Below are 18848 nucleotides of genomic sequence, written 5' to 3'. Positions count from 1 at the left end.
TGTCGTGAACACCCCGCCCGGCGGAACGGCCTCGCTCGAGACAACGTTGCGGCGGCGCAAAACGTGAAACTCAGGGCCGCAGGATCCCTGTCTAAGCCCCGGTTAGAATGAGGACATGGACTCGCGGGCAATGCCAATGCAGTATCAAAGGCCAACGGCGGAAATCAAGGGCTTCCTCGCGTCTCCCAATCGTGTGGGCAGTCCTTGCCGCGTGCACCGGCCGTCGCGTTTTCTGGCCTTTATGGGGGCATCGTGCGCGATGGCCCTGTCGCTGCATTCCTGTTCGCCAGCGCGCATAAAGGCCAGCGCCGACGCCGAGGTCTACTCCCTGATTGAGGAGAAGACGCCCGCCGTGCCCGGGATGAATCCCCAGTTCAGCATCGACCAGGACCGCGAGTGGGACGTATTCGCGGGGTTGCCCCGCGTTGAGCATCCGCTCGAAGAGATGGGGGGCGCCGCCGAAGGGGACGCCGGCGCCTACATCATTTCCCTCGAAAAGGCCCTCGAAATCGCGGTCAAGCGAAACCGCCAGTATCAGAACCAGAAAGAGAATGTCTATTTGCAGGCGCTTTCGCTCACGCTTGAACGTCATCGTTACACCCCCATCTTCGGCGCGGCGCTTGGCGGCGAAGTCCAGCGCGACACGCGCGACGTCACCGAGCCTTCCCCGTTTACCGAGGCGACCGGGCTGACTCAGGATATCATCGACCAATTGGAGGACTTGACCGGACAACCGGCTGACTTGCTGAATCAATATCAGGCCATCGTCGAGGAGGCGGGCGCGCTTGCCGGCGCGGATGAACCCGTGACGCGTATCGAAGAGCGGTATCAAGCGGCGGGGGAGACGCGCGCGGGAGTGAACCTGCTTCTGAAGTCCGGCGGGAAGATTGCCATCGACCTGACCAGTAATTTTCTGCGTTTCCTTACCGGCGACCCGAATACCAGTTCCTCCAGCGCCTTAGTAGGCACGCTGACACAGCCGCTCTTGCGCGGCCGTGGGGCGCGCGTTTCCGCCGAACGTCTCACGCAGGCCGAGCGGGACCTCTTGTATGCGCTGCGCGATTTCACCCAGTTCCGCAAGGATTTTTCGACCGAAATATGCACCGCTTACTACGGCGTTCTCGAGAATCTTGACGTTGTCAGAAACAACTGGCGCGGTTTGCAGAACTTCCGGCGCAGTGTTGCGCGCGAGCGGGCCCTGACGACTGAGGGGCGCCGGACTCCTGCCGGGCTTGGGCGAATCGAGCAGGCCGAATTCAACCAGGAAAACAGCTGGATCGAGTCCGTGCGGCGCTATCGGGAAAGCCTGGACCGCTTCAAGATACAACTGGGACTTTCTACGGACGCGCCCGTGGTATTGGACGAGGCGGAATTGGATTGCCTGCGCCAGGAGGGGCTGAGGCACCCGGCGTTGACCGCCGAGGACGCTATTGCAGTTGCGCTCGCCGCGCGGCTGGACCTTTACACCGAGCGGGACCGCGTCGCGGATGCCGAGCGCAAAACGGCTGTTGCCGCGGACGCGCTGAAACCCAGCCTGGATCTTCTTGTCTCGGGCGGCATCGAAACGCCGCCGGACGGCAATTACACCGATATGGACGTGGACCGCGCCACTTGGAGCGCCGGATTTGATACCGACCTTGACCTGGACAAGAAGGCGGAAAGAAACGCGTATCGCGCCGCCTTAATCGAGCAGGAGCGCGTGGCGCGCAATCTGAGTCTGGCGGAAGACAACATCAAGCTCGACGTTCGAGAACGCTGGCGCAGTCTGGAACAGGCCAAGCGGAATTTTGAGATCGCGCTGAAGAGCGTAGAACTCAATCAGCGTCGCGTGGAGGAGCAGGACCTGCTCGCGGAACTTGGCCGCGCCACCATCCTCGACCAAGTCGACGCGCAAAACGATCTCACCGCGTCCGAAAACGACCTGACGGCTGCGCTGGTGCGGCACACCATTGCCCGTTTGGAGTTCTGGCGCGATATGGGCATTTTATATATCAAGGAAAACGGACAGTGGGAGGACGTCGTTGATGACGCAATCCAACGACAGCCAGAAACGCAGCCAACGCCGTAAGCCGGGGCGCCTCCGCGGCCTCGTCTGGAAGGCATTGCTGATACTATGCCTTCTGGGCGGCGTGTACTACTTGCTGCGCGACGGCGGCACAACGGCCTCGAACGGCACCACGTTCGTCGTGCGAAAGGGCCCGCTCGAGATCACCGTTCTCGAGGGAGGCAGCATCGAAGCCCTCGAGTCCGTGGAACTCAAGTCGGAGGTGAAGGGCGAGACCAAGATCCTGAGCATCGTCGATGAAGGCTATTTCATCACCGAAGAAGACGTTAAGAACGGCCTTGTCCTCGTCGAACTCGAAACCACGCGGCTGGTCGATGAACAGGTACAGCAAGAACTGGAATACCAGAACGCATCCGCTACCTATACGGAAGCGCGCGAACAGTATGAGATTCAGCGCAACCAGAACGAAAGCGACATACAAAGGGCCATCCTGGACGTGAAGTTCGCGCGCATGGATTTTGAAAAATATCTGGGCGCGGACGTGGCGCAGGAAATCGTGCGCGTACTGGGCCTCGACGCCGTCGAGGGGGCAATCATGAATCTGGACACGTCCAGCGAGCTCGCGGTTGCCTCCGACCCCGCCGCGCAGGCGGTTGAAGTGGCGCCGTACCGCCGGCCCCCGATCGATTTGACCGTTTACGCGGACCCGAACCGTCTCGGCAATGGCGAGGCGGGTCAGCGCCTGCGCAAACTCGAAGACGACCTCGTGCTGGCGGAGAAAGAAGTGGGCCTCGCGCAGTCGAAACTCCAAGGCACGCAGCGGTTGTTCGATAAGGAGTTCGTGACGCGCGACGAACTCGAAAACGACGAAATGGCCCTGCGCCGAAACGAGATCGCCCTCGAATCGGCACGGACCAGCAAGGAACTCTTCATTAAGTACGAGTTCCCGAAGACGGCCGAGAAACTGTTGTCAGACTACGAAGAGGCGCTGCGCAAGCTCGAACGCACGCGCAAACAGGCCGTTTCGCAAATGGCGCAGGCGGAGGCAAAACTCAAGTCGGCCGAGGCGCGCTTCACGCTGCAGACGCAGCGCAGAAAGGAAATCCAGGAACAGATCGAAAAGTGCGTCATTCGCGCGACGACCCCGGGCCTTGTCGTTTATGGGGCGCGCGAACGCCGGTACTGGGATGAGGAGAAGATTGAAGAAGGCGCGTCCGTGCGCGAGCGCCAGGCCATCATTACCATTCCGAATACGATCCAGATGACCGCCAAGGTGAAGATTCACGAGGCGTACATCGAGCGTGTCGCCAAGGGGCAAAAGGCGCGCATCAAGGTGGACGCGCACCCCGACCGCCCGCTTACTGGCGAAGTGCTTCGCATAGGCGTGCTGCCCGACGCCCAGAACCGGTGGATGAACCCGGACTTGAAGGTCTATGACACGACCGTCACCATTGACGGCACGCAGGATTGGCTGAAGCCCGGGCTCAGCGCTCAGGTCGAGATCCTCATCGACCGCCTGGAGGATGTCTTGTACGTGCCGCTGCAGGCCGTCTCCGAGGAAGAAGGCAAACGGGTCTGTTATGTCGTCACGGGTGGTGCGCCGGAGCGCCGCGTGGTTGAGACGGGCGCGTTCAACGATGCATTCATCGAGATCAAGAGCGGGGTGAACGAAGGGGAACGCCTGCTCTTGCGCGCACCCACCGCCGGTCCGGAAGAATCGAAGCCGGAAGCAGAGGACTCGAAACAGCGCCCCAACCGCCAAAAACCGGCGGGCCCGGCCAATGCGGAGGCGAATGCCTCATGAACGGCGCGGTTCTGGCGTCTCTGCGCGACGTGCGGAAGACCTATTTCATGGGCGCCGTTCGGGTGGACGCGCTGCGCGGCGTGAATATCGAATTTCACTGCGGTGAATACGTCAGCATCATGGGGCCTTCCGGATGCGGGAAAAGCACCCTGCTCAATGTGCTGGGCTGCCTGGACCGGCCCAGCGGTGGCGCCTATCTGCTGGACGGCGCGGACGTGGCGCATCTCACGGATGACGACCTTTCCGAAATCCGCGGCTCGAGACTCGGATTCATCTTTCAGTCGTACAATCTAATCCAGCAGCTTTCCGTCATCGAGAACATTGTCGTGCCGCTCTATTATCAAGGCATTTCCGAGCGGCGCGCGCACGCGGTCGGCGCGGAACTCGCGGAACGGGTCGGCCTTGCCGACCGCCTCCAGCACCGCCCCTTCGAACTCTCCGGCGGGCAGCAGCAACGCGTCGCCATTGCGCGCGCGCTGGTCAACGACCCCCTCATCATTCTTGCCGACGAGCCCACGGGAAACCTCGATTCGAAATCCGGCGCGGAGATTCTGAAGCTGATCGATGAACTTCATGCGCAGGGCAAGACCATCATCATGGTCACGCACGACCCGGCGGTCGGCGCGCGGTCCCAGCGCGTCGTGCGTCTGCGCGACGGCCTTGTCGAAGAAGACTTCTACAATGACCACGCGGCGTAATCTGTCACGGTTCTTTCGCGCGTTGGCGCCTGCGCGTCTCAAGCGCACCGTGCAACTTGGCCTGAGAAGCCTGTGGTTGCACCGGTTGCGTTCGCTCCTGACCGTCCTCGGCATCGTGTTTGGCGTGTGTTCCGTCATCGCGATGCTGGCAGTGGGGGAGGGCGCCAGCCATGAAGCCCAGGAACAGATTCGGCGTCTCGGCAGCAATAACGTGATTCTCCGGAGCCTGAAACCCATTGAGGACGAGAGTCTCAGCCAGGAACGGAGTCATGTGCTGGAATACGGCCTGACCTACAGGGACATGCTTCGCATTCAGGCCTCGATCCCCGGTATCCGCCTGATCATGCCCGGCCGGATTATCCAGACGTTCGTATGGAATGGGCCGCACCGCCTCGATGCCGAGGTGCTGGGCACAGTGCCCTTCTTTCCCGATTTGCGGGCCCTCAATCTGACGTCCGGGCGTTTCTTCACGGATACCGAGATGGCGACCTCGGCGAATGTGTGCATTCTTGGCGCGAGTGCCGCCGAACGCCTGTTCCCCATAAATCAGCCCGTGGGCCGCAGCGTTCGCATCGGCAGCGATTACTACCGGGTGGTGGGCGTTATCGAGGGCGAGAGTGGCATGCCCACAGGTATGCCGCAGAACGCCGGCGCGCCGGCGAAAGACCTGCCGCAGGGCGTGGCCCGGCCCAGGATCTACATTCCGCTCAGTGCCGCGAAGGACCGCTTTGGGGAAGTGCTCGTGAAACGGAGTTCCGGCAGTTTCGAGGCCGAGCGCGTGCAGTTGCACGAGGCGACGGTCCAGGTGGCTTCGCTCAATGATGTGGAAGAAACGGCGCGGATCATTGGCGACATCCTCAAATCCACGCACAAGAAACGGGACTACGCCGTGATTGTGCCGCTGGAACTGCTGCGCCAGGCCGAGCAGACCAAGCGCATCTTCAACATCGTCCTCGGCGCGATCGCCGCGATTTCGCTGCTTGTCGGCGGCATAGGCATCATGAACATCATGCTCGCGAGCGTCACCGAGCGCACGCGCGAAATCGGAATCCGCCGCGCCCTCGGCGCGCGCAAACGCGATATCACCGTCCAGTTTCTGGTCGAGACGGTGATTCTCTCCGGCGCCGGCGGCATTATCGGTGTCGCGCTGGGTATCGCCATACCGTTCTTCATCACGTTCTTTGCCGGAATGGAGACCATCATTACCGTCTGGGCGCCCCTGGTCGCGTTCTCCATTTCCGGTTGCGTCGGCGTGATATTCGGCATCTATCCTGCCCGCCGCGCCGCGAACATGGACCCCGTCGAAGCGCTCAGGCACGAGTAGGCGCCGGGGGCGAGAATCATCCCAGGACTTGATTCATGCTCGTTGGGGGCCGCGGGATGCCCCGCCTCTGCGAGACCTTGGCGGCATGGCCGCAACGACAGGAGGCCGGAGGGACGGCCCTTTTCCCCTGCACTCCCATTCGAACAGCCGGGGCTATGCCTGGTCATGACCAGCCTCGTCTTCGTTGTGCTGCGTTGGGGGCAAGTACTTGATTCCGAGGTTCAGCGTGGCCATGGTCGTTGAAATGATGGGCGACAGCCAGTTGAACAGGCAGAACGGTGCGTAGGCCGCCGCGCTCACGTGGAGCACGGAAGTGGCGTATGCCCCGCAGGTGTTCCAGGGCACCAAGACCGAGGTGACGGTGCCGCCGTCTTCGAGCGCGCGCGACAGATTGCGTGGCTCGAGGCCGTATCTCTGGTAAGCCTGCCGGAACATGCGCCCGGGCACGACGATCGAGATGTATTGGTCCGGCGCGGTGATGTTGCACACAATACTGCTCGTGATGGTCGCCCCGATGAGCGAGCCCGTGCCGCGCACCAGCGACAGGATGGCGCCCGCGATCCGGGGCAGCATGCCCGTGGCCTCCATGGCTCCCCCGAAGAGCATGGCCGAAATGATCAGCAACACGGTCGGCAACATGTTCAGCATGCCGCCCTGATTGAACAACTCGTTAAGCATCACGTTGCCGGAGTCGAATGAAAAGCCGGAATGCGCGGTCTCGATGATCTTCGTGTACGCGCCCCTCCACGTCAGGGTTTCGCCGATGAGTTGCGGCTGGAACAGCACTGCGGCTCCCGCGCCGAGAAACGCCCCGGCAGTCAGCGCGGGCAATGCGGGCACGCGGCATGCGGCCATGACTATCACGGCCACGGCTGGCAGCGGCATGTACCACGCCACATGGAAACGGGAAGAGATGGCACCGGCAACCTCATTTACAAATGCCGGCTCGTAGCCTGCCGGTTTGAACAGCAAACCGAGTCCAAGGAAACCGGCAAGGGTCAACGTATATGCGGGCGCGGTCGTGTAAAACATGTGCCGAATATGCGTGAACAAGTCGGTGCCCGCCACCGCCGGTGCGAGATTGGTCGTGTCGGACAGCGGGGACATCTTGTCGCCGAAGTAGGCGCCGGAGATGATCGCTCCGGCTACAAGCGCTTCCGAGATGCCCAGGGTCTTGCCAATGCCGATGAGCGCGACGCCCACCGTTCCCATCGTAGACCAGCTGCTGCCGATCGCCAGCGACACGATTGAGCACGCGACGCAGGCCACCAGCGGAAAGACCGACGGGTGAACCAATTTAATGCCAAAATAGATCATCGTGGGCACGATGCCGCTCAGAATCCACAAGCCGATCAGCACGCCCACGACAAGCAGAATCACGATAGCCTGCATTGCGAGCACGACCGAGTGCAGCGCCCGGTGCTCCATGTCCTTGTACTCCGTTTTCAACACGAAATGGCCCAGGAAGAAGGCGAATGCGGCGCCGAGCAGCAACGCGAGCTGGTTTGGGCCGGACGACGCATTGTCCGCGAACAGTCCCACGTTCGCTGCGAGCAGGACCATGAGAAGGAGCAAGGGCAACAATGCCACAAACAGAGAAGGCTGTTTCATACTGACGGTTCCGCGTTCTCAGGGATTGATTGTGCGCGGGCGATTGTGCCCGCCGGGCGCGCCCGAGTGTACAGAAGCACTTGCCTGAATTCTACCGTGCTACCTCCTCCAATACGCTTTCTTGCCTGTTCGGCCTTTTTGTCCTTCAGACCGCTTGGAATCTGCCGTACAGGTCTCCTCCCGCATGCGCTTCGTTCGCGTTGACACGCAATCCGGTCGTTGATATAACCCAAGGGAGACTGTTTGCGGCGGGCTTACCGTGGCGTTCGTGCCTCCTGGCGCGGCCACTCAGACAGGGTATGTATGCCGGGACTCTTGCCGAAAGGCGCCGAAACCGACGAGGAAGTGCATCTCGCCAGCGACTTGATGGCGAAAGCGCACTGCCGCGATTATTCCGCGGGGCTGGACTGGCTGCGCACGGTCAGCGCGGGTTATCCCGGCTTCCGGCGGGAGCATGTGCGCATTGTGCTCTCGGGCGGTGAACTGATAGGCGCGCTGCGCGTCAACATGGAGACCATCCGGATCGGTGAGGCGCGCCTGCGCATGGGCGGGTTGGGTTTTGTGACCACGGCGCCGCACCGGCGCGGCAGCGGCGTGACGCGCGCGCTGATGCTCGACACCATGCGTTATCTTGAGGAACAGCGGTGCCACGTCGCGATGCTCTTCAGCGTTCCGAACTTCTATCGACGCTTTGGCTTTGCCCCGACGCTGAACGAGTATGCCATCCGGTCGGCGGTGGGTACGGCGCCTGCGGCGCTATGTGGCGGTTTCCGCTCCCGCCCGGGGAAACCGGGCGATATCCGTGCGATTCAGCGTATCCACGCGGCTAACGACGCTGAGACGGCCTGCTCGATTGTCCGCAACGCTGCTCATATCAGCAACCGTTGGGACCGCTGGAAGGACGTCCAGGTCGTCACGAATGACCAGGGCAAGGTCTTGGGTTATTTCGTGTGCCGCCGGGAGGAAGAAGAGGTCATCATCGAAGAGACGAGCGCCGCGGGCCTTGGCGCGTGCGGCGCCGTGCTGCAAGCCTGCATGAGGACGGGTGCGGACGTCTGCGTGCCGCGGCTGTGCTTCCGCCTGCCGCCGCGGCATCCTATGACGCAGTACCTGCTCCCGCGCAAGTCGCTCCACGAGATACGCGTCTTTCGGGATTCCGGCGGTATGATGGCCATCATCAATCTCGAGGAGACTCTCGAATCGATGATTCCCGAGTGGGAAAGCCGCCTTGCACAACATTCCGCCCGCGAGTGGCGCGAAGAAGTAACACTCTTGATTGATCACGTGCCCAACCGCATTCGTACGCACCGCGGCGCCATCGACGTGGCTTCCTCAAGCGGCAAGAACAAGGTGAGCTTGAGCCGCGCGGATATGGTACACCTGCTTACCGGCTACCGTTATATTGACGACATCCTCACCACGCAGCACCGCGCGATTACAGCCAACGCGCGGACGCTGCTCGCCGTGCTGTTTCCGAAGCGCACGCCGTTTGTCTGGCCGTTGGACCGGTTCTAGCGATGCGTGAACTTGGCATCGGCCGTGCGGGCCGTGCCATACTGAATTCATGAAACGGTCTCCCTCGCTGCGCATGCTGTTTGCGCTGTTCTATGTGGGCGCGGTTTTTGCCGTGGGCGGCTTTCTGTACCAGCGCTTGGCCGCGTTCTCAGGCGAGATGCCTATCGCTTTGGGCAAGACCGAGAAGACCGTCGTGCGGCCCAGCAGGCCGGGGCAGATCTTCGTGGGCATGCAGCGCAACATGCCGCTCGACGTGCTTGCATTCGATCACCCGGAAACCGCGCGCCAATTGCTCGACACGGACGTGGCCTACGATGCCATGACGCTTCCGTTCCGTCTGCGCCTGCAAAAGGCCGAGGTGCTGCGCGCGTTTCCGCCGCGGGACATGCTTCGCGTACGTACACCGGACGGCGTTCAGGAATTCCCGATCCGCGACGGCGGCTCGGTCTCTCTGGAGGACGAGGCATTTGCCGTGACCTTGCGGCGGTGGAAAGGGCTGGTGCGTCATCCGAAGGGGCAGGCGATGGCCGCGTTCTCGCTGCGGCGGCCCGGCGAGGCATGGACCGAATACCTTTTCCTGGACACGGAGAACTGGCTGCATGTCGCGCCGGATGTCGGCATCCGGTTCCGCTGGCACAAGAGCGAGGAGGAGGCGCGCAACGCGAGCGCCGCGCCGCCGCAAACCTTGTTACAGGGGCGCTGGGGCGTGGTCGACGGAAGCTTCGTGCACTGGTCCACGTCGTTCGTGCCAGGGACCGGCCATGTCCTTCATGACGGCACGGAGGCGGCACTCGTCAGCTTTCAGGAACAGCCGCCGCGCATCACGGTGCAGTTCACAAATGGCGGCCAGAGGGCGCGGTCCGGGCTGGAGGCCAATGCGCGCGACCCTGACAACAGGCTGCGTTTCGAATGGCCCGCCGCCTGGGGTCGAATCATCGTGGCCGATGCGTGGCGAGAGGGGCTGGCGCTTGTCTCCGTCTACGAATCGGGCGCGCGCGGTTCTGTCGCCGAACTCGACGCTCGCTCCGCATGGCAGCCAGACGGATTCGCCTACGAACTCCGCCTGGACCAGGTCATGGGCGGCGCTCTGCCCGTGACGGATGCGGAGGACCCGGTGTTTGAGGCCCTCTTGCTCAAGGCCGGAGAGGAAATTGCGCTCCGGCAGGGGGAAGGCGTGCGCCGCGGAGCGGCCATGCTCCAATACCGCAGAACACCCGCGCCGCCCGAAGTGTGCTATACGTTGTGTGCAATTCCATTGCACGGCGGCGAAGAAAAGACCTTCTCGCTTGCCCCGGGGGGCAGAGAACGTGTCGGCGATTGGCTATTCAGCGCGCGGGCGGATCGCATGTCGCCGGAGTCCGCCGTATTGCGCGCGGAACGCACGTTGGGCAGTCCCGTCAAGCTGCTGGGCATGGCGTTGTTCGCTATCGGCGCTTTTGGGCTTGTGATCGTGAGATTCGGGCGCCGGGGCGAGTCCGCCGGGGACGAGCATGTCTTCTACGAAGACAACCGCGGGGACGATTCATGAATCTGGGGCAAACACGTACACGCAGGCGTCCAATGGCTTGAGTTCGACGCGGAAGGTGACTCTACCCTCGCGGAATGCGCCGGCTTGCGCGCGCCCGGCTTCTGTGATCCTGTAAATCGCGCCGGAGCGGGGTAGGGGAAGCACTGCGGCGTCCAGCGTCTGTTCAAAGTTCAAAGGCGTGTTTACGATGCTCGCAAACGCAACTGCCACGCTGCCATCCGAGGGATGCTTCCACGCCGCGCCAAGCGCCGAGGCGTGACGCATGGAAAACTCCTTGACGGCCTCGCCTTGCCCCGCGTAAATCGACAAGCGCGATGCCTCGAATGCGACTTCCGGCACTTCCAGGCGCGGGAAACCCAGCATGACGCCGTCGCGCAAGTAGGGCAACGCTTGCGCGCGCACTCGCGCCAGGCGAAAGAAGTACGCCATTTCTTCGGGCCGCTCCTCGATGTGCCGGGGCCGGAAGTTCGCGATGGTCGGCTGCTGGCCCCACACGAAGGCGCGCGCCTGTTCCAGATAGAACTGCGTCGCATATTTCCGGTCCAGCAATTGCAGCGGCGTCTTGGGCGCCGTTTCCGCGGGCCAGAGATCATCATATGGGGGCATGGTCAGCGATGAGTAGTTGCCGTAGAGCACCGTTGCGTCGTGGTGGACCGCGTGGAAGAACGGGATCGGCGTCCAGTTGCCGGGCGCGGCGTAACGTTCCATGCTTACCTGCAGGCTCAGCATCAGGTCGAGATGCGGCAGCCAGGCCTCGCCGCAGCCTTCGCCCGCGAGCACGGGGGTGTTGTGTCCGGCTCGCGCGCGAATGTCGGCTGCCAGTGTCTGAAACCCCTGCATCCAATACGTGCCGCCGCCCTGCGGGTGGCCGTGCGCGGGGTCGTAGCACGCGAGGCTCGAACACGCCTGGTCCATGTAGATGCCGTCGACCCGGTACCGGTTCAGCACCTCCTCCGCTATTCCCGCATAGACGTTGCGCCAGAAGGGCGTGCCCATGCACATGGACGCGCAGGGTGCGCGGGTGAATGTGTTGTACACCTCCGGGCGTATCGTGCCGTCCGGTCCCTTGACCGCAAACCGCCCGGCGCCCTCGCGCTCCCAACTGGGCGTGGTCATGCCCCAGAGCCGCTGGTTCATGTAGACGATGGCATGAAGGCCCTCTTCGTGCATCGTGGCGGCGGCCCGTTGAAACAGTTCCGCGCCCTCGCGCGGCGGCAAGTATTCCGGGAAGCCCATGTCATAGGCGCAGCCGTGCCACCAATGCCAGAACACGCTCACCGGCAGGCCGAGCCGTTCCTGCAAGACCAGCGCGGGCCCGGCCACGTTGGCGCTGGGGCCGCGGTTCCAGACCCACGCGCCCGTGTCGAGCAGCCACGCCGGGACCACACCCGTCTTTCGCCGCGACTGTTGTTGGAAGTGTCTGCCCGGGGCGCTTGCGCGGTAGCGTTCGGCGGCGGTAAACCAATCGCCTTGAAACGCCGACAGTTCCACGGCGTATCCCGGCGCGTAACTGCCGGCGGCGCCAGATTCCGGCAGATGCGCGACTTCAAATCCGAGACCGCCGCGGTCATCCCCGAACGCAGCGAACAACTTCCGCGCCTGACTCGTATCGTCGCATGCGAGGTAAAGTCCCGGGCCGCCGGGGCGGTACACGGCCAAACACTGCACCGACAGGAGGCCCGGATATTCCCATTCGAATGTACGGCGCGGCCCGTTAGCCGGCGAAAGCATCTCACGGGCGCGTTGCGTGCACTCACCCATCCAGACCGGCGCGGCGAGCGTCTCTCCCTCCTGAGGCACGATGGCGGCAACGCGGGGAAAACGCACGGCCGCGACCCGCAATGCGCCCAACCCCGATAAAGCGATGCGCCAGTAGCTCGCGGGCGCGTCCGGGGCGAGCGTGGTCGTAACGGAAACGCGCAAGTCCGGCGCGGCTTCGATGCCGAAAGCCCCCCATATTCCCTCGAAACACCTGCCGTCAGCGGCAAGGGCGGGAACAAAAGACTGCGCCTGAAGCGGGGAAACCGGCGGCGTTCCCGGTGGCAACAAGTCAATACGCCAGAGACCGCCGCTTTCCGTGACGTCCGCGAGGTATTCAAAGCCGTTTTCGAGGTCCGTGAAGGCGGTGATGCCGCCGTGTTCCGCGTCGAAAGCGGCGCGCAGACGCCCATTCGCTATCTCCGGCTGTGCCGACGCTTCCGCGAGGATTCCAGCCGCGCAGCAGACAACGCCGGTAAAGACAGCAAAAAACCGCCACAAGACGGCTCCCTGCCGGGTGACCCTGATGACCCACATGGCGGTGACTCTACCAAGTCCGGCGCCCACGGCGCACCAAACCGTCCGAGAGCGTCCGGGCCGCCTGTTCGGAGTCATTCACGGCGTGGGGAATCGCGACGCGCATGCTGTTATAATTCCGCTTCGAATTGGCCACGCAAAGTGGGGAAACGTATCGTGCCTGCAAATGAACAGGATGCACCAGAACCGTCGCCGCCACGGGAGGAGTCCACCGGCAACACGGCACTCGACCGCCGTCTTGAGAAAGGCGTCGTCGATTTCGACCGCGGCATTGACACCGCCCAGGTCTGGGTAAGCGCGTTCCTGGTCCTGATTACCGGCCTGGTCGTCTTCCTTGGCGTGTTCGGTGTGCCCTTTCAAGGCGCGGAGGTTCCGCGTATCGTACAGAATACCGCGCTGCATCGTGTCACCACATTTCTCGACGCCCTGAGCGAAGAACCCGCCGGCCCGATTGCCCTGCTCAGTTACGCCGTGAACTGGTCGTTGACGCCGGGCCTGCCGTGGGGCTTCCGCGCCGTGAGTCTCGTGTTGCACCTGCTGAATGCCGTATTGCTTTACTTGTTCGCGCGACGCTTGCTCGGCCCGGGGACTTCCGAACCGGTCGCCATGACCGCGGGTCTGCTCTTCGCGGTCCATCCGCTTGCGGCGGAGAGCGTTGCCTGCGCCTTCGGGCGGCCCGGGCTGCTGGCGCTGTGGTTTGCGCTGCTTTCCGCGTTGTTGTTTTTCCGTGCAACGGATGTCGAGGGCATGCTTCGCATGCCGTCTTTTGCGGCGTCCCTGGCGTGTTACGCGCTTGCCTTCGCGGCCGAGCCCGCCGCGGCCGCCTTGCCCGTCGTGTTGCTGTGGGCCGAGTGGGTGCGCGGCGGCATACCCCGTCTTCGCGTGTGGAGCGCCGTGCATGGCGTCTATTTCGCGGCTTTCGTCGCCCTGCTGATTGTGCGCCTGGCCTCCGTTCACGACGATGGCGCCGCCGCTTATCTCCGCGCGCCCGGCGAACTGCTTGGCGGGCTCATGGCCTATATGCAGCAACTCTTGCTGCATGTCTGCTGGCCCGTTTCCCTCAGTCCTATTGCGCCGGACGCCGGTCGCGCGCTGTTCTCCACGTTGGGCGCGGGGGTATTGGCGTGCCTTGTGGCGTCAGTCATCGCGTTGCTGGCGGTGCGCGGCGCCGGCGGCATCGCCCTGCTCTGGCCTCTGGCGGCGGCGTGCGCCGCGGTATGCCTGATTCCCGCGGATGACCTGTTGTCAGGGCGCCGCGCCTATTTCGCCCTGGCGGGATTCGCCCTGCTGGCGCCGTGCCTCTTTTCCGTCTTTACGCACCGTATCCTCCGCATCGCCCTGGGACTGGCGATATCGGGACTGGTGCTGGTGTCGAGCGTCGTGAGCTACCAGCGCGTTGCGGTTTGGGCCGACCCGCCGCAATTATGGGCTGCTGCCGCGGAGACCGCGCCCTCGGACGCTCGGCCCTGGGAATATCTCGGCACCTTGGCATCCGCGGCTGCGCAGACCGCGTCCGGCCCGGAGCAGGCGCGTACTTCGCTCATCGCCGCGGAGCGCTGCTGGCAGGAGGCGCTCAAACGCAGGCCGGACTACGTCCCGTATCTGGTCCATTTCGGGACCACGTTGCGTCAGCTCGGCAAGAATGACGCCGCGATGACGGTGCTGAAGGACGCGTTGCGGCGGGCTCCGTCCGGCCAAGGCGTGGCGCTGCAACTTGGTGTGCTCTGCGAGTTGGAGGCGCGGGACGTCCTGGTTGCCGCCTTTGACGAAATCCGGATGCGCGCCGGCTGGCCGCCGCGCCTTGGCGAGGAATTCCGCGCGTCGCTGCGGGAGCGGCCTTGGGCGCCGGAGACCTCGGCGCAGCTGGCGCTGCTGTATGAGGCGTGGGCTCGGGCCGGGCACGATATCGAATCGTTGCGCCTTGCCGCGGACTACTTCGCTCGTGCCGAGAGCCTCGGTCAACTGCCGCCCGAAGCGCTGGCGCAGTATGCCGCCGTGCTCGCGGGCCTCGGCGACGCCGAGTCATGCGCGCGTCTGTTGCGCGAAGCCGCGGAAGCGGCCCCGAATGATGTCATTGCGGCGGTACGGGACCGCTTCAGCGCGGTTGCGCGCGAGGCCCGCGAAACGGAAGCGCGCGGCCAGGAACTGCTGGCGAAATCCGAAACCATGGGTGAAGGCCTGTTTCAAACCGCCGAGGCCGCGCTATTGCGGGGGACATGGACCCGCGCCGCGTACCTGTACGAAGCAGCGGTGGAGAAGCGCCCGGACGAAGAGAAGACGTGGCTGGGCTTGGGGTATCTGCGGGCGTGCATGCGGGGCGCGGACGCGTTTGTCCAGCAGCACGGCGCCGCAGCCGCGGCCACGCCGCAGGCGTGGAACCGGCTTGCCGCGCGCTGCATGGCCGCAGGGCTCTGGGAAAGCGCGGAGATGTATCTCGCCCGCGACCCGGCGCTGGGCGACGAGGTGCAACGCCTGCTCGCGCTTGGCGAACTGGCCGTGAAGGCGCGTCAGCCTGAACGCGGCAACCACTACTTCGATCAGGCTGTTAACGCGCGGCCCGACGACCCGGCGGCATGGCTGAGACTCTGCGATATCGCCATTGAACTTGAAGATGTTGCACGCGCGGCGCAGTACCTGAGAGAAGCCGAAAAACGCGGCGCTGCTCCGGAAGCGGTCACAGCCCGCCGCGAGAAGGTCGCCGCCCTTGGCGGCTCGCCCGCGCCCGCCGAGACCGAGCCCCGCACCATCATCCGGTGAATCCGGCATCTGGCTCAGTATGGTGGCCTTATCGTGCGCTTGGCTGGTTTCCCGCGTTTACGCGCTTGCCGCGAAGGTGTCTCAATAACCGAATCCTGTCTTTCGCAGGGTCGGGCCATGCCCCGACCTTGCGGGGCGATTGCGCGGCGGGCTCCCGATGTCCCTATCCCCGGACGCCGCCACAATCTCCGGGAAACCTTGAAGGACCCGTTCCAGCGGCAAGGGCCGAAGATCCGGTGATTGAAGACGGGCGGAGACGGGAAAGCCCATTCGCGTCAGGCCGTAAACACCTCCCGGAATGCCGTCTCGAAGCGGTCCATGACTTCCTGAATGGGCGGCGTGGTTCCCAGAAGCAAGGAGAGCGAGGTGACGGGCTTATCCGCAATGCCGCAGGGTATAATAAGCCGAAAATGGTCCATGTGCGGGTCAACGTTCAGCGCAATGCCGTGGAAAGTCACCCAATTGTGGATGCCAATGCCGATGGCGGCGACTTTCGCCCCGTTCACCCAGACGCCGGTAAGACCCTTCAGCCGCTCCCCGTGAAGCCCATAGGCCGCGAGAAGTCGAATCAACACGTCTTCGAGCGCGCGCAGATACCAGCCGACGCTGCATTGCCAGTGCCGCAGGTTCAGAATGGGATACGCCACCAGCTGCCCCGGCCCATGATAGGTCACATCGCCGCCGCGGTCCGTTTCGCAGACATCGATGCCTCGCGCTCGTAGCGCGTCGGGGGTATGAAGCAGGTTCTCGTGTTGCCAATTGCGCCCCAGCGTAATGACAGGCGCATGCTCCAGCAGGAATACCGTGTCCGGCGCTTCGCCGCACTCGACCAGCCCGCGATGGGAAAGCTGGAGTTCGCGGCTTTCAAGGTATGAGATTGGAGAACACACACGGACAAATCCCAACGCAAAACCCGGGCCGCGGGAACTTATGGATTTGTCTGCACCTGCAATCATCGCCACTGGATACCAGGTGAGTCAGCGGTATTACATGCCCTCAAAAGCGAGCCCATCAGGGACCTGTCATGCGGTCAAGCATTCCGTTGTTTCCCGAGGATGTTCCAACTGTGCCCATTCGGAGAGCCTTACACCGGTGCGGGCTCCGCGATGCCGATGGCCTCGAGGACCTCATCCTCGCGCGCCTCTATCGTGACCGGTTCCTCGGCAACTTTGATGGCGCTGTCGGGGTCTTTAAGGCCGTGACCGGTCAGTATGCACACGAGGCGGATGCGGTCCCCGGCGACCGGCTGCACGTTGTCGAAGAAGCCGCTTTCGGCCAACTTGATGACGCCCGCCACGCTTGCTGCGCTGGCCGGTTCGGAAAAGACGCCTTCGCTGCGCGCCAGCAGTTGATACGCTTCGCGGATCTGATGGTCGGTGACCATGCCGATGACGCCGCCGGACTCGTCCCGGGCCGCTTCCGCGCTTTTCCAACTGGCCGGGTTGCCGATGCGGATGGCGGTAGCGAAGGTCTGCGGGCTTTCGACGACGTGGCCGAGCACAATCGGCGCGGCGCCCGCGGCCTGGAACCCGAGCATGCGCGGGAGGTTCTCCGCGAGGCCGGCGGCTTTGTATTCCTTGTAGCCCTTCCAGTACGCGGTGATGTTGCCCGCGTTACCGACAGGCATGGCCTGGAAGTCCGGCGCGACGCCCTGGAAGTCGTCCACAATTTCGAAGGCGCCTGACTTTTGACCCTCGATGCGGTAGGGGTTCACCGAGTTCACGAGCGCAATGGGGTATTTGCGCGACACTTCGCGCACGAGCCGCAGCGCGTCGTCGAAATTGCCCTTGACCTGGACTACGCGCGCGCCATGGATCATCGCCTGCGACAACTTGCCCAGCGCGATCTTGCCCTCGGGAATGAGCACCGCGCACTTGATACCCGCCCGCGCCGCGAACGCCGCGGCCGAGGCGGACGTGTTGCCCGTCGATGCGCAGCAGATGGCCTGAAATCCTTCTTCGACGGCTTTCGTGACCGCTACCGTCATGCCGCGGTCCTTGAACGAACCTGTGGGGTTCAATCCCTCGTATTTCAGCCAGATTTCGAGCCGCGGATGGATGTGCGCGCTCAGGTTGTAGGCGGGGACCATCGGCGTCGAGCCCTCGTTCAGGGTGATGACGCGCGTGTGTTCCGCGACTGGCATGAACTTGCGGTAACGATGGATAACCCCGTGCCGTAACATGTCTCTGGTCTCCTGTGTCCCCTTGTGGCGTGTGGTTTCGCGTTTACAATACGCGGATCAAGTGCGTCTTTTCGAGAATGATGTCTGCCTGGCCGTCGATCTCTTCAACCGCCGTGGTCACGCTGGACTCGACCGTTTCATGCGTCATCATGACGATGTGCGCGGGCGTGTCATCCGCCTCTTCTTTCTGGATGCACGAGGCGATGCTGACGCCGTGTTTTCCAAGAAGGGTGCAGATCCGCCCCAGCACGCCGGGATGGTCCCGGGTAGTGAACCGGAGATAGTAGCGGCCGCAGAGCAGGCCGATATCCCGCACCGGCAAGTGATGGGAATAGCGGAACGGCGGCTGCGGAGGCGCGCCCGTGCGCCGGGCGATGTCCACGATATCGGAAATCACCGCGCTTGCCGTGGGAAACCGGCCCGCTCCGCGCCCATAGTAGAGCGTCGCATCGGCGATGTCGCTGTCAATATAGATGCCGTTGAACTCGCGCTTCACCGAGGCCAGGAGGTGGTCTTGCGGCACCAGCGTAGGATGCACGCGGACATCGAGTTCGCCTTCCACGCGCGAGATCAGCGCGAGCAGCTTGATGACATAACCCATTTCGCGCGCGTACGCGACGTCCAGCCGGCTGATGCTCGTAATGCCCTCGACGTAGATCTCTTGCAGGTCGACATGCGAACTGTAACAGAGCGAAGCGAGAATCTGGCACTTGTGCGCCGTGTCGTGCCCCAGGATATCCAGGTCGGGCGGCGTTTCGGCGAAACCCGCGGCCTGCGCCTCGCGCAGCACGTCGCCGAATTCCTTGTCTTCGTAGGTCATGCGCGTCAGGATGTAGTTGCATGTGCCGTTGAGGATGCCGTAGAGATGACGTACCTGGTTCGAAGCGAGGCTTTCGCGCACCGCCTTGATAATTGGGATGCACCCCGCCACCGCGGCCTCGAAACGCAACTCGGCCCCGTGGCGCACCGCCGTGTCCGTCAGTTCCTGCGCCGTTTTCGCGAGCAGCATCTTGTTCGCGGTGACGACGTGTTTGCCTGCTTCGAGCGCTTTCAGGATGAATGAACGCGCCGGTTCGATGCCGCCAATCAGTTCGCAGACGACGTGCACGTTCGGGTCCTTGATTAGCGC

Annotated in this window: 12 protein-coding genes; 7 read left to right on the top strand and 5 right to left on the bottom strand. The window is 63.5% G+C overall.

Annotated elements, in window-relative coordinates; all coding sequences use genetic code 11:
• The first annotated feature begins 136 nt into the window (after positions 1–136).
• The 4 genes from KA184_06190 to KA184_06175 are packed head-to-tail and all read left to right on the top strand — an operon-like array spanning position 137 to position 5831.
• On the top strand, positions 137–2068 hold the full coding sequence (locus KA184_06190) for a TolC family protein (protein MBP8129154.1): 1932 nt from the start codon (positions 137–139) through the stop codon (positions 2066–2068).
• Positions 2025–3809 carry an HlyD family efflux transporter periplasmic adaptor subunit gene (locus KA184_06185; protein MBP8129153.1) on the top strand — a complete coding sequence of 595 codons (1785 nt, stop codon included), beginning with the start codon at positions 2025–2027 and terminating at the stop codon, positions 3807–3809. The genes KA184_06190 and KA184_06185 overlap by 44 nt, the downstream gene beginning before the upstream one ends.
• Positions 3806–4507, top strand: a complete 702-nt coding sequence (locus tag KA184_06180; protein MBP8129152.1) for an ABC transporter ATP-binding protein — start codon at positions 3806–3808, stop codon at positions 4505–4507. Before KA184_06185 ends, KA184_06180 begins: the two co-directional genes overlap by 4 nt.
• Positions 4491–5831, top strand: a complete 1341-nt coding sequence (locus KA184_06175; protein MBP8129151.1) for an ABC transporter permease — start codon at positions 4491–4493, stop codon at positions 5829–5831. The genes KA184_06180 and KA184_06175 overlap by 17 nt, the downstream gene beginning before the upstream one ends.
• A 153-nt stretch (positions 5832–5984) precedes the next feature.
• Here KA184_06175 and nhaC read toward each other — a convergent pair whose 3' ends face one another.
• Positions 5985–7442: a Na+/H+ antiporter NhaC gene (nhaC, locus tag KA184_06170; protein ID MBP8129150.1), complete on the bottom strand. Its 1458-nt coding sequence runs from the start codon at positions 7440–7442 to the stop codon at positions 5985–5987.
• A gap of 303 nt (positions 7443–7745) precedes the next feature.
• Here nhaC and KA184_06165 point away from each other — a divergent pair, with 303 nt between their 5' ends.
• Both KA184_06165 and KA184_06160 read left to right on the top strand, forming a co-directional pair.
• The gene (locus tag KA184_06165; protein MBP8129149.1) at positions 7746–8957 is read left to right on the top strand and encodes a GNAT family N-acetyltransferase; all 1212 of its coding nucleotides are present in this window, start codon (positions 7746–7748) and stop codon (positions 8955–8957) included.
• 49 nt (positions 8958–9006) lie between these two features.
• Positions 9007–10485, top strand: coding sequence for a hypothetical protein (locus KA184_06160; GenBank protein MBP8129148.1), 1479 nt, complete (start codon positions 9007–9009; stop codon positions 10483–10485).
• Here the strand turns inward: KA184_06160 and KA184_06155 are convergent.
• Positions 10480–12744 (bottom strand): hypothetical protein, encoded by a 2265-nt coding sequence (locus tag KA184_06155; protein ID MBP8129147.1) that lies wholly within the window; start codon positions 12742–12744, stop codon positions 10480–10482. The two genes, KA184_06160 and KA184_06155, sit on opposite strands and share 6 nt — an antisense overlap.
• A 192-nt stretch (positions 12745–12936) precedes the next feature.
• Here KA184_06155 and KA184_06150 point away from each other — a divergent pair, with 192 nt between their 5' ends.
• Positions 12937–15537 (top strand): hypothetical protein, encoded by a 2601-nt coding sequence (locus KA184_06150; protein MBP8129146.1) that lies wholly within the window; start codon positions 12937–12939, stop codon positions 15535–15537.
• Positions 15538–15812: 275 nt separating this feature from the next.
• Here KA184_06150 and lipB read toward each other — a convergent pair whose 3' ends face one another.
• The 3 genes from lipB to KA184_06135 form a co-directional block, all read right to left on the bottom strand.
• Entirely contained in the window at positions 15813–16427 is a 615-nt protein-coding gene (lipB, locus tag KA184_06145; protein ID MBP8129145.1) for a lipoyl(octanoyl) transferase LipB, read from the bottom strand.
• A 194-nt stretch (positions 16428–16621) separates the two neighbouring features.
• On the bottom strand, positions 16622–17719 hold the full coding sequence (locus KA184_06140; GenBank protein ID MBP8129144.1) for a threonine synthase: 1098 nt from the start codon (positions 17717–17719) through the stop codon (positions 16622–16624).
• A 43-nt stretch (positions 17720–17762) separates the two neighbouring features.
• The coding region (locus KA184_06135) for a homoserine dehydrogenase (protein ID MBP8129143.1) at positions 17763–18848 on the bottom strand (1086 nt) is incomplete at its 5' end.

The organism is Candidatus Hydrogenedentota bacterium (assembly GCA_018005585.1).
GTDB lineage: Bacteria > Hydrogenedentota > Hydrogenedentia > Hydrogenedentales > JAGMZX01 > JAGMZX01.
This window is presented reverse-complemented; position numbering and strand designations above follow the sequence as displayed.

Excerpts from the sequence above, each read along its gene's own strand:
- KA184_06160 (MBP8129148.1), top strand. The coding sequence starts at position 9,007 with ATGAAACGGTCTCCCTCGCTGCGCATGCTGTTTGCGCTGTTCTATGTG.
- KA184_06175 (MBP8129151.1), top strand. The coding sequence starts at position 4,491 with ATGACCACGCGGCGTAATCTGTCACGGTTCTTTCGCGCGTTGGCGCCT.
- nhaC (MBP8129150.1), bottom strand. The coding sequence starts at position 7,442 with ATGAAACAGCCTTCTCTGTTTGTGGCATTGTTGCCCTTGCTCCTTCTC.
- KA184_06185 (MBP8129153.1), top strand. The coding sequence starts at position 2,025 with ATGACGCAATCCAACGACAGCCAGAAACGCAGCCAACGCCGTAAGCCG.
- KA184_06190 (MBP8129154.1), top strand. The coding sequence starts at position 137 with ATGCAGTATCAAAGGCCAACGGCGGAAATCAAGGGCTTCCTCGCGTCT.
- KA184_06140 (MBP8129144.1), bottom strand. The coding sequence starts at position 17,719 with ATGTTACGGCACGGGGTTATCCATCGTTACCGCAAGTTCATGCCAGTC.
- KA184_06165 (MBP8129149.1), top strand. The coding sequence starts at position 7,746 with ATGCCGGGACTCTTGCCGAAAGGCGCCGAAACCGACGAGGAAGTGCAT.
- KA184_06180 (MBP8129152.1), top strand. The coding sequence starts at position 3,806 with ATGAACGGCGCGGTTCTGGCGTCTCTGCGCGACGTGCGGAAGACCTAT.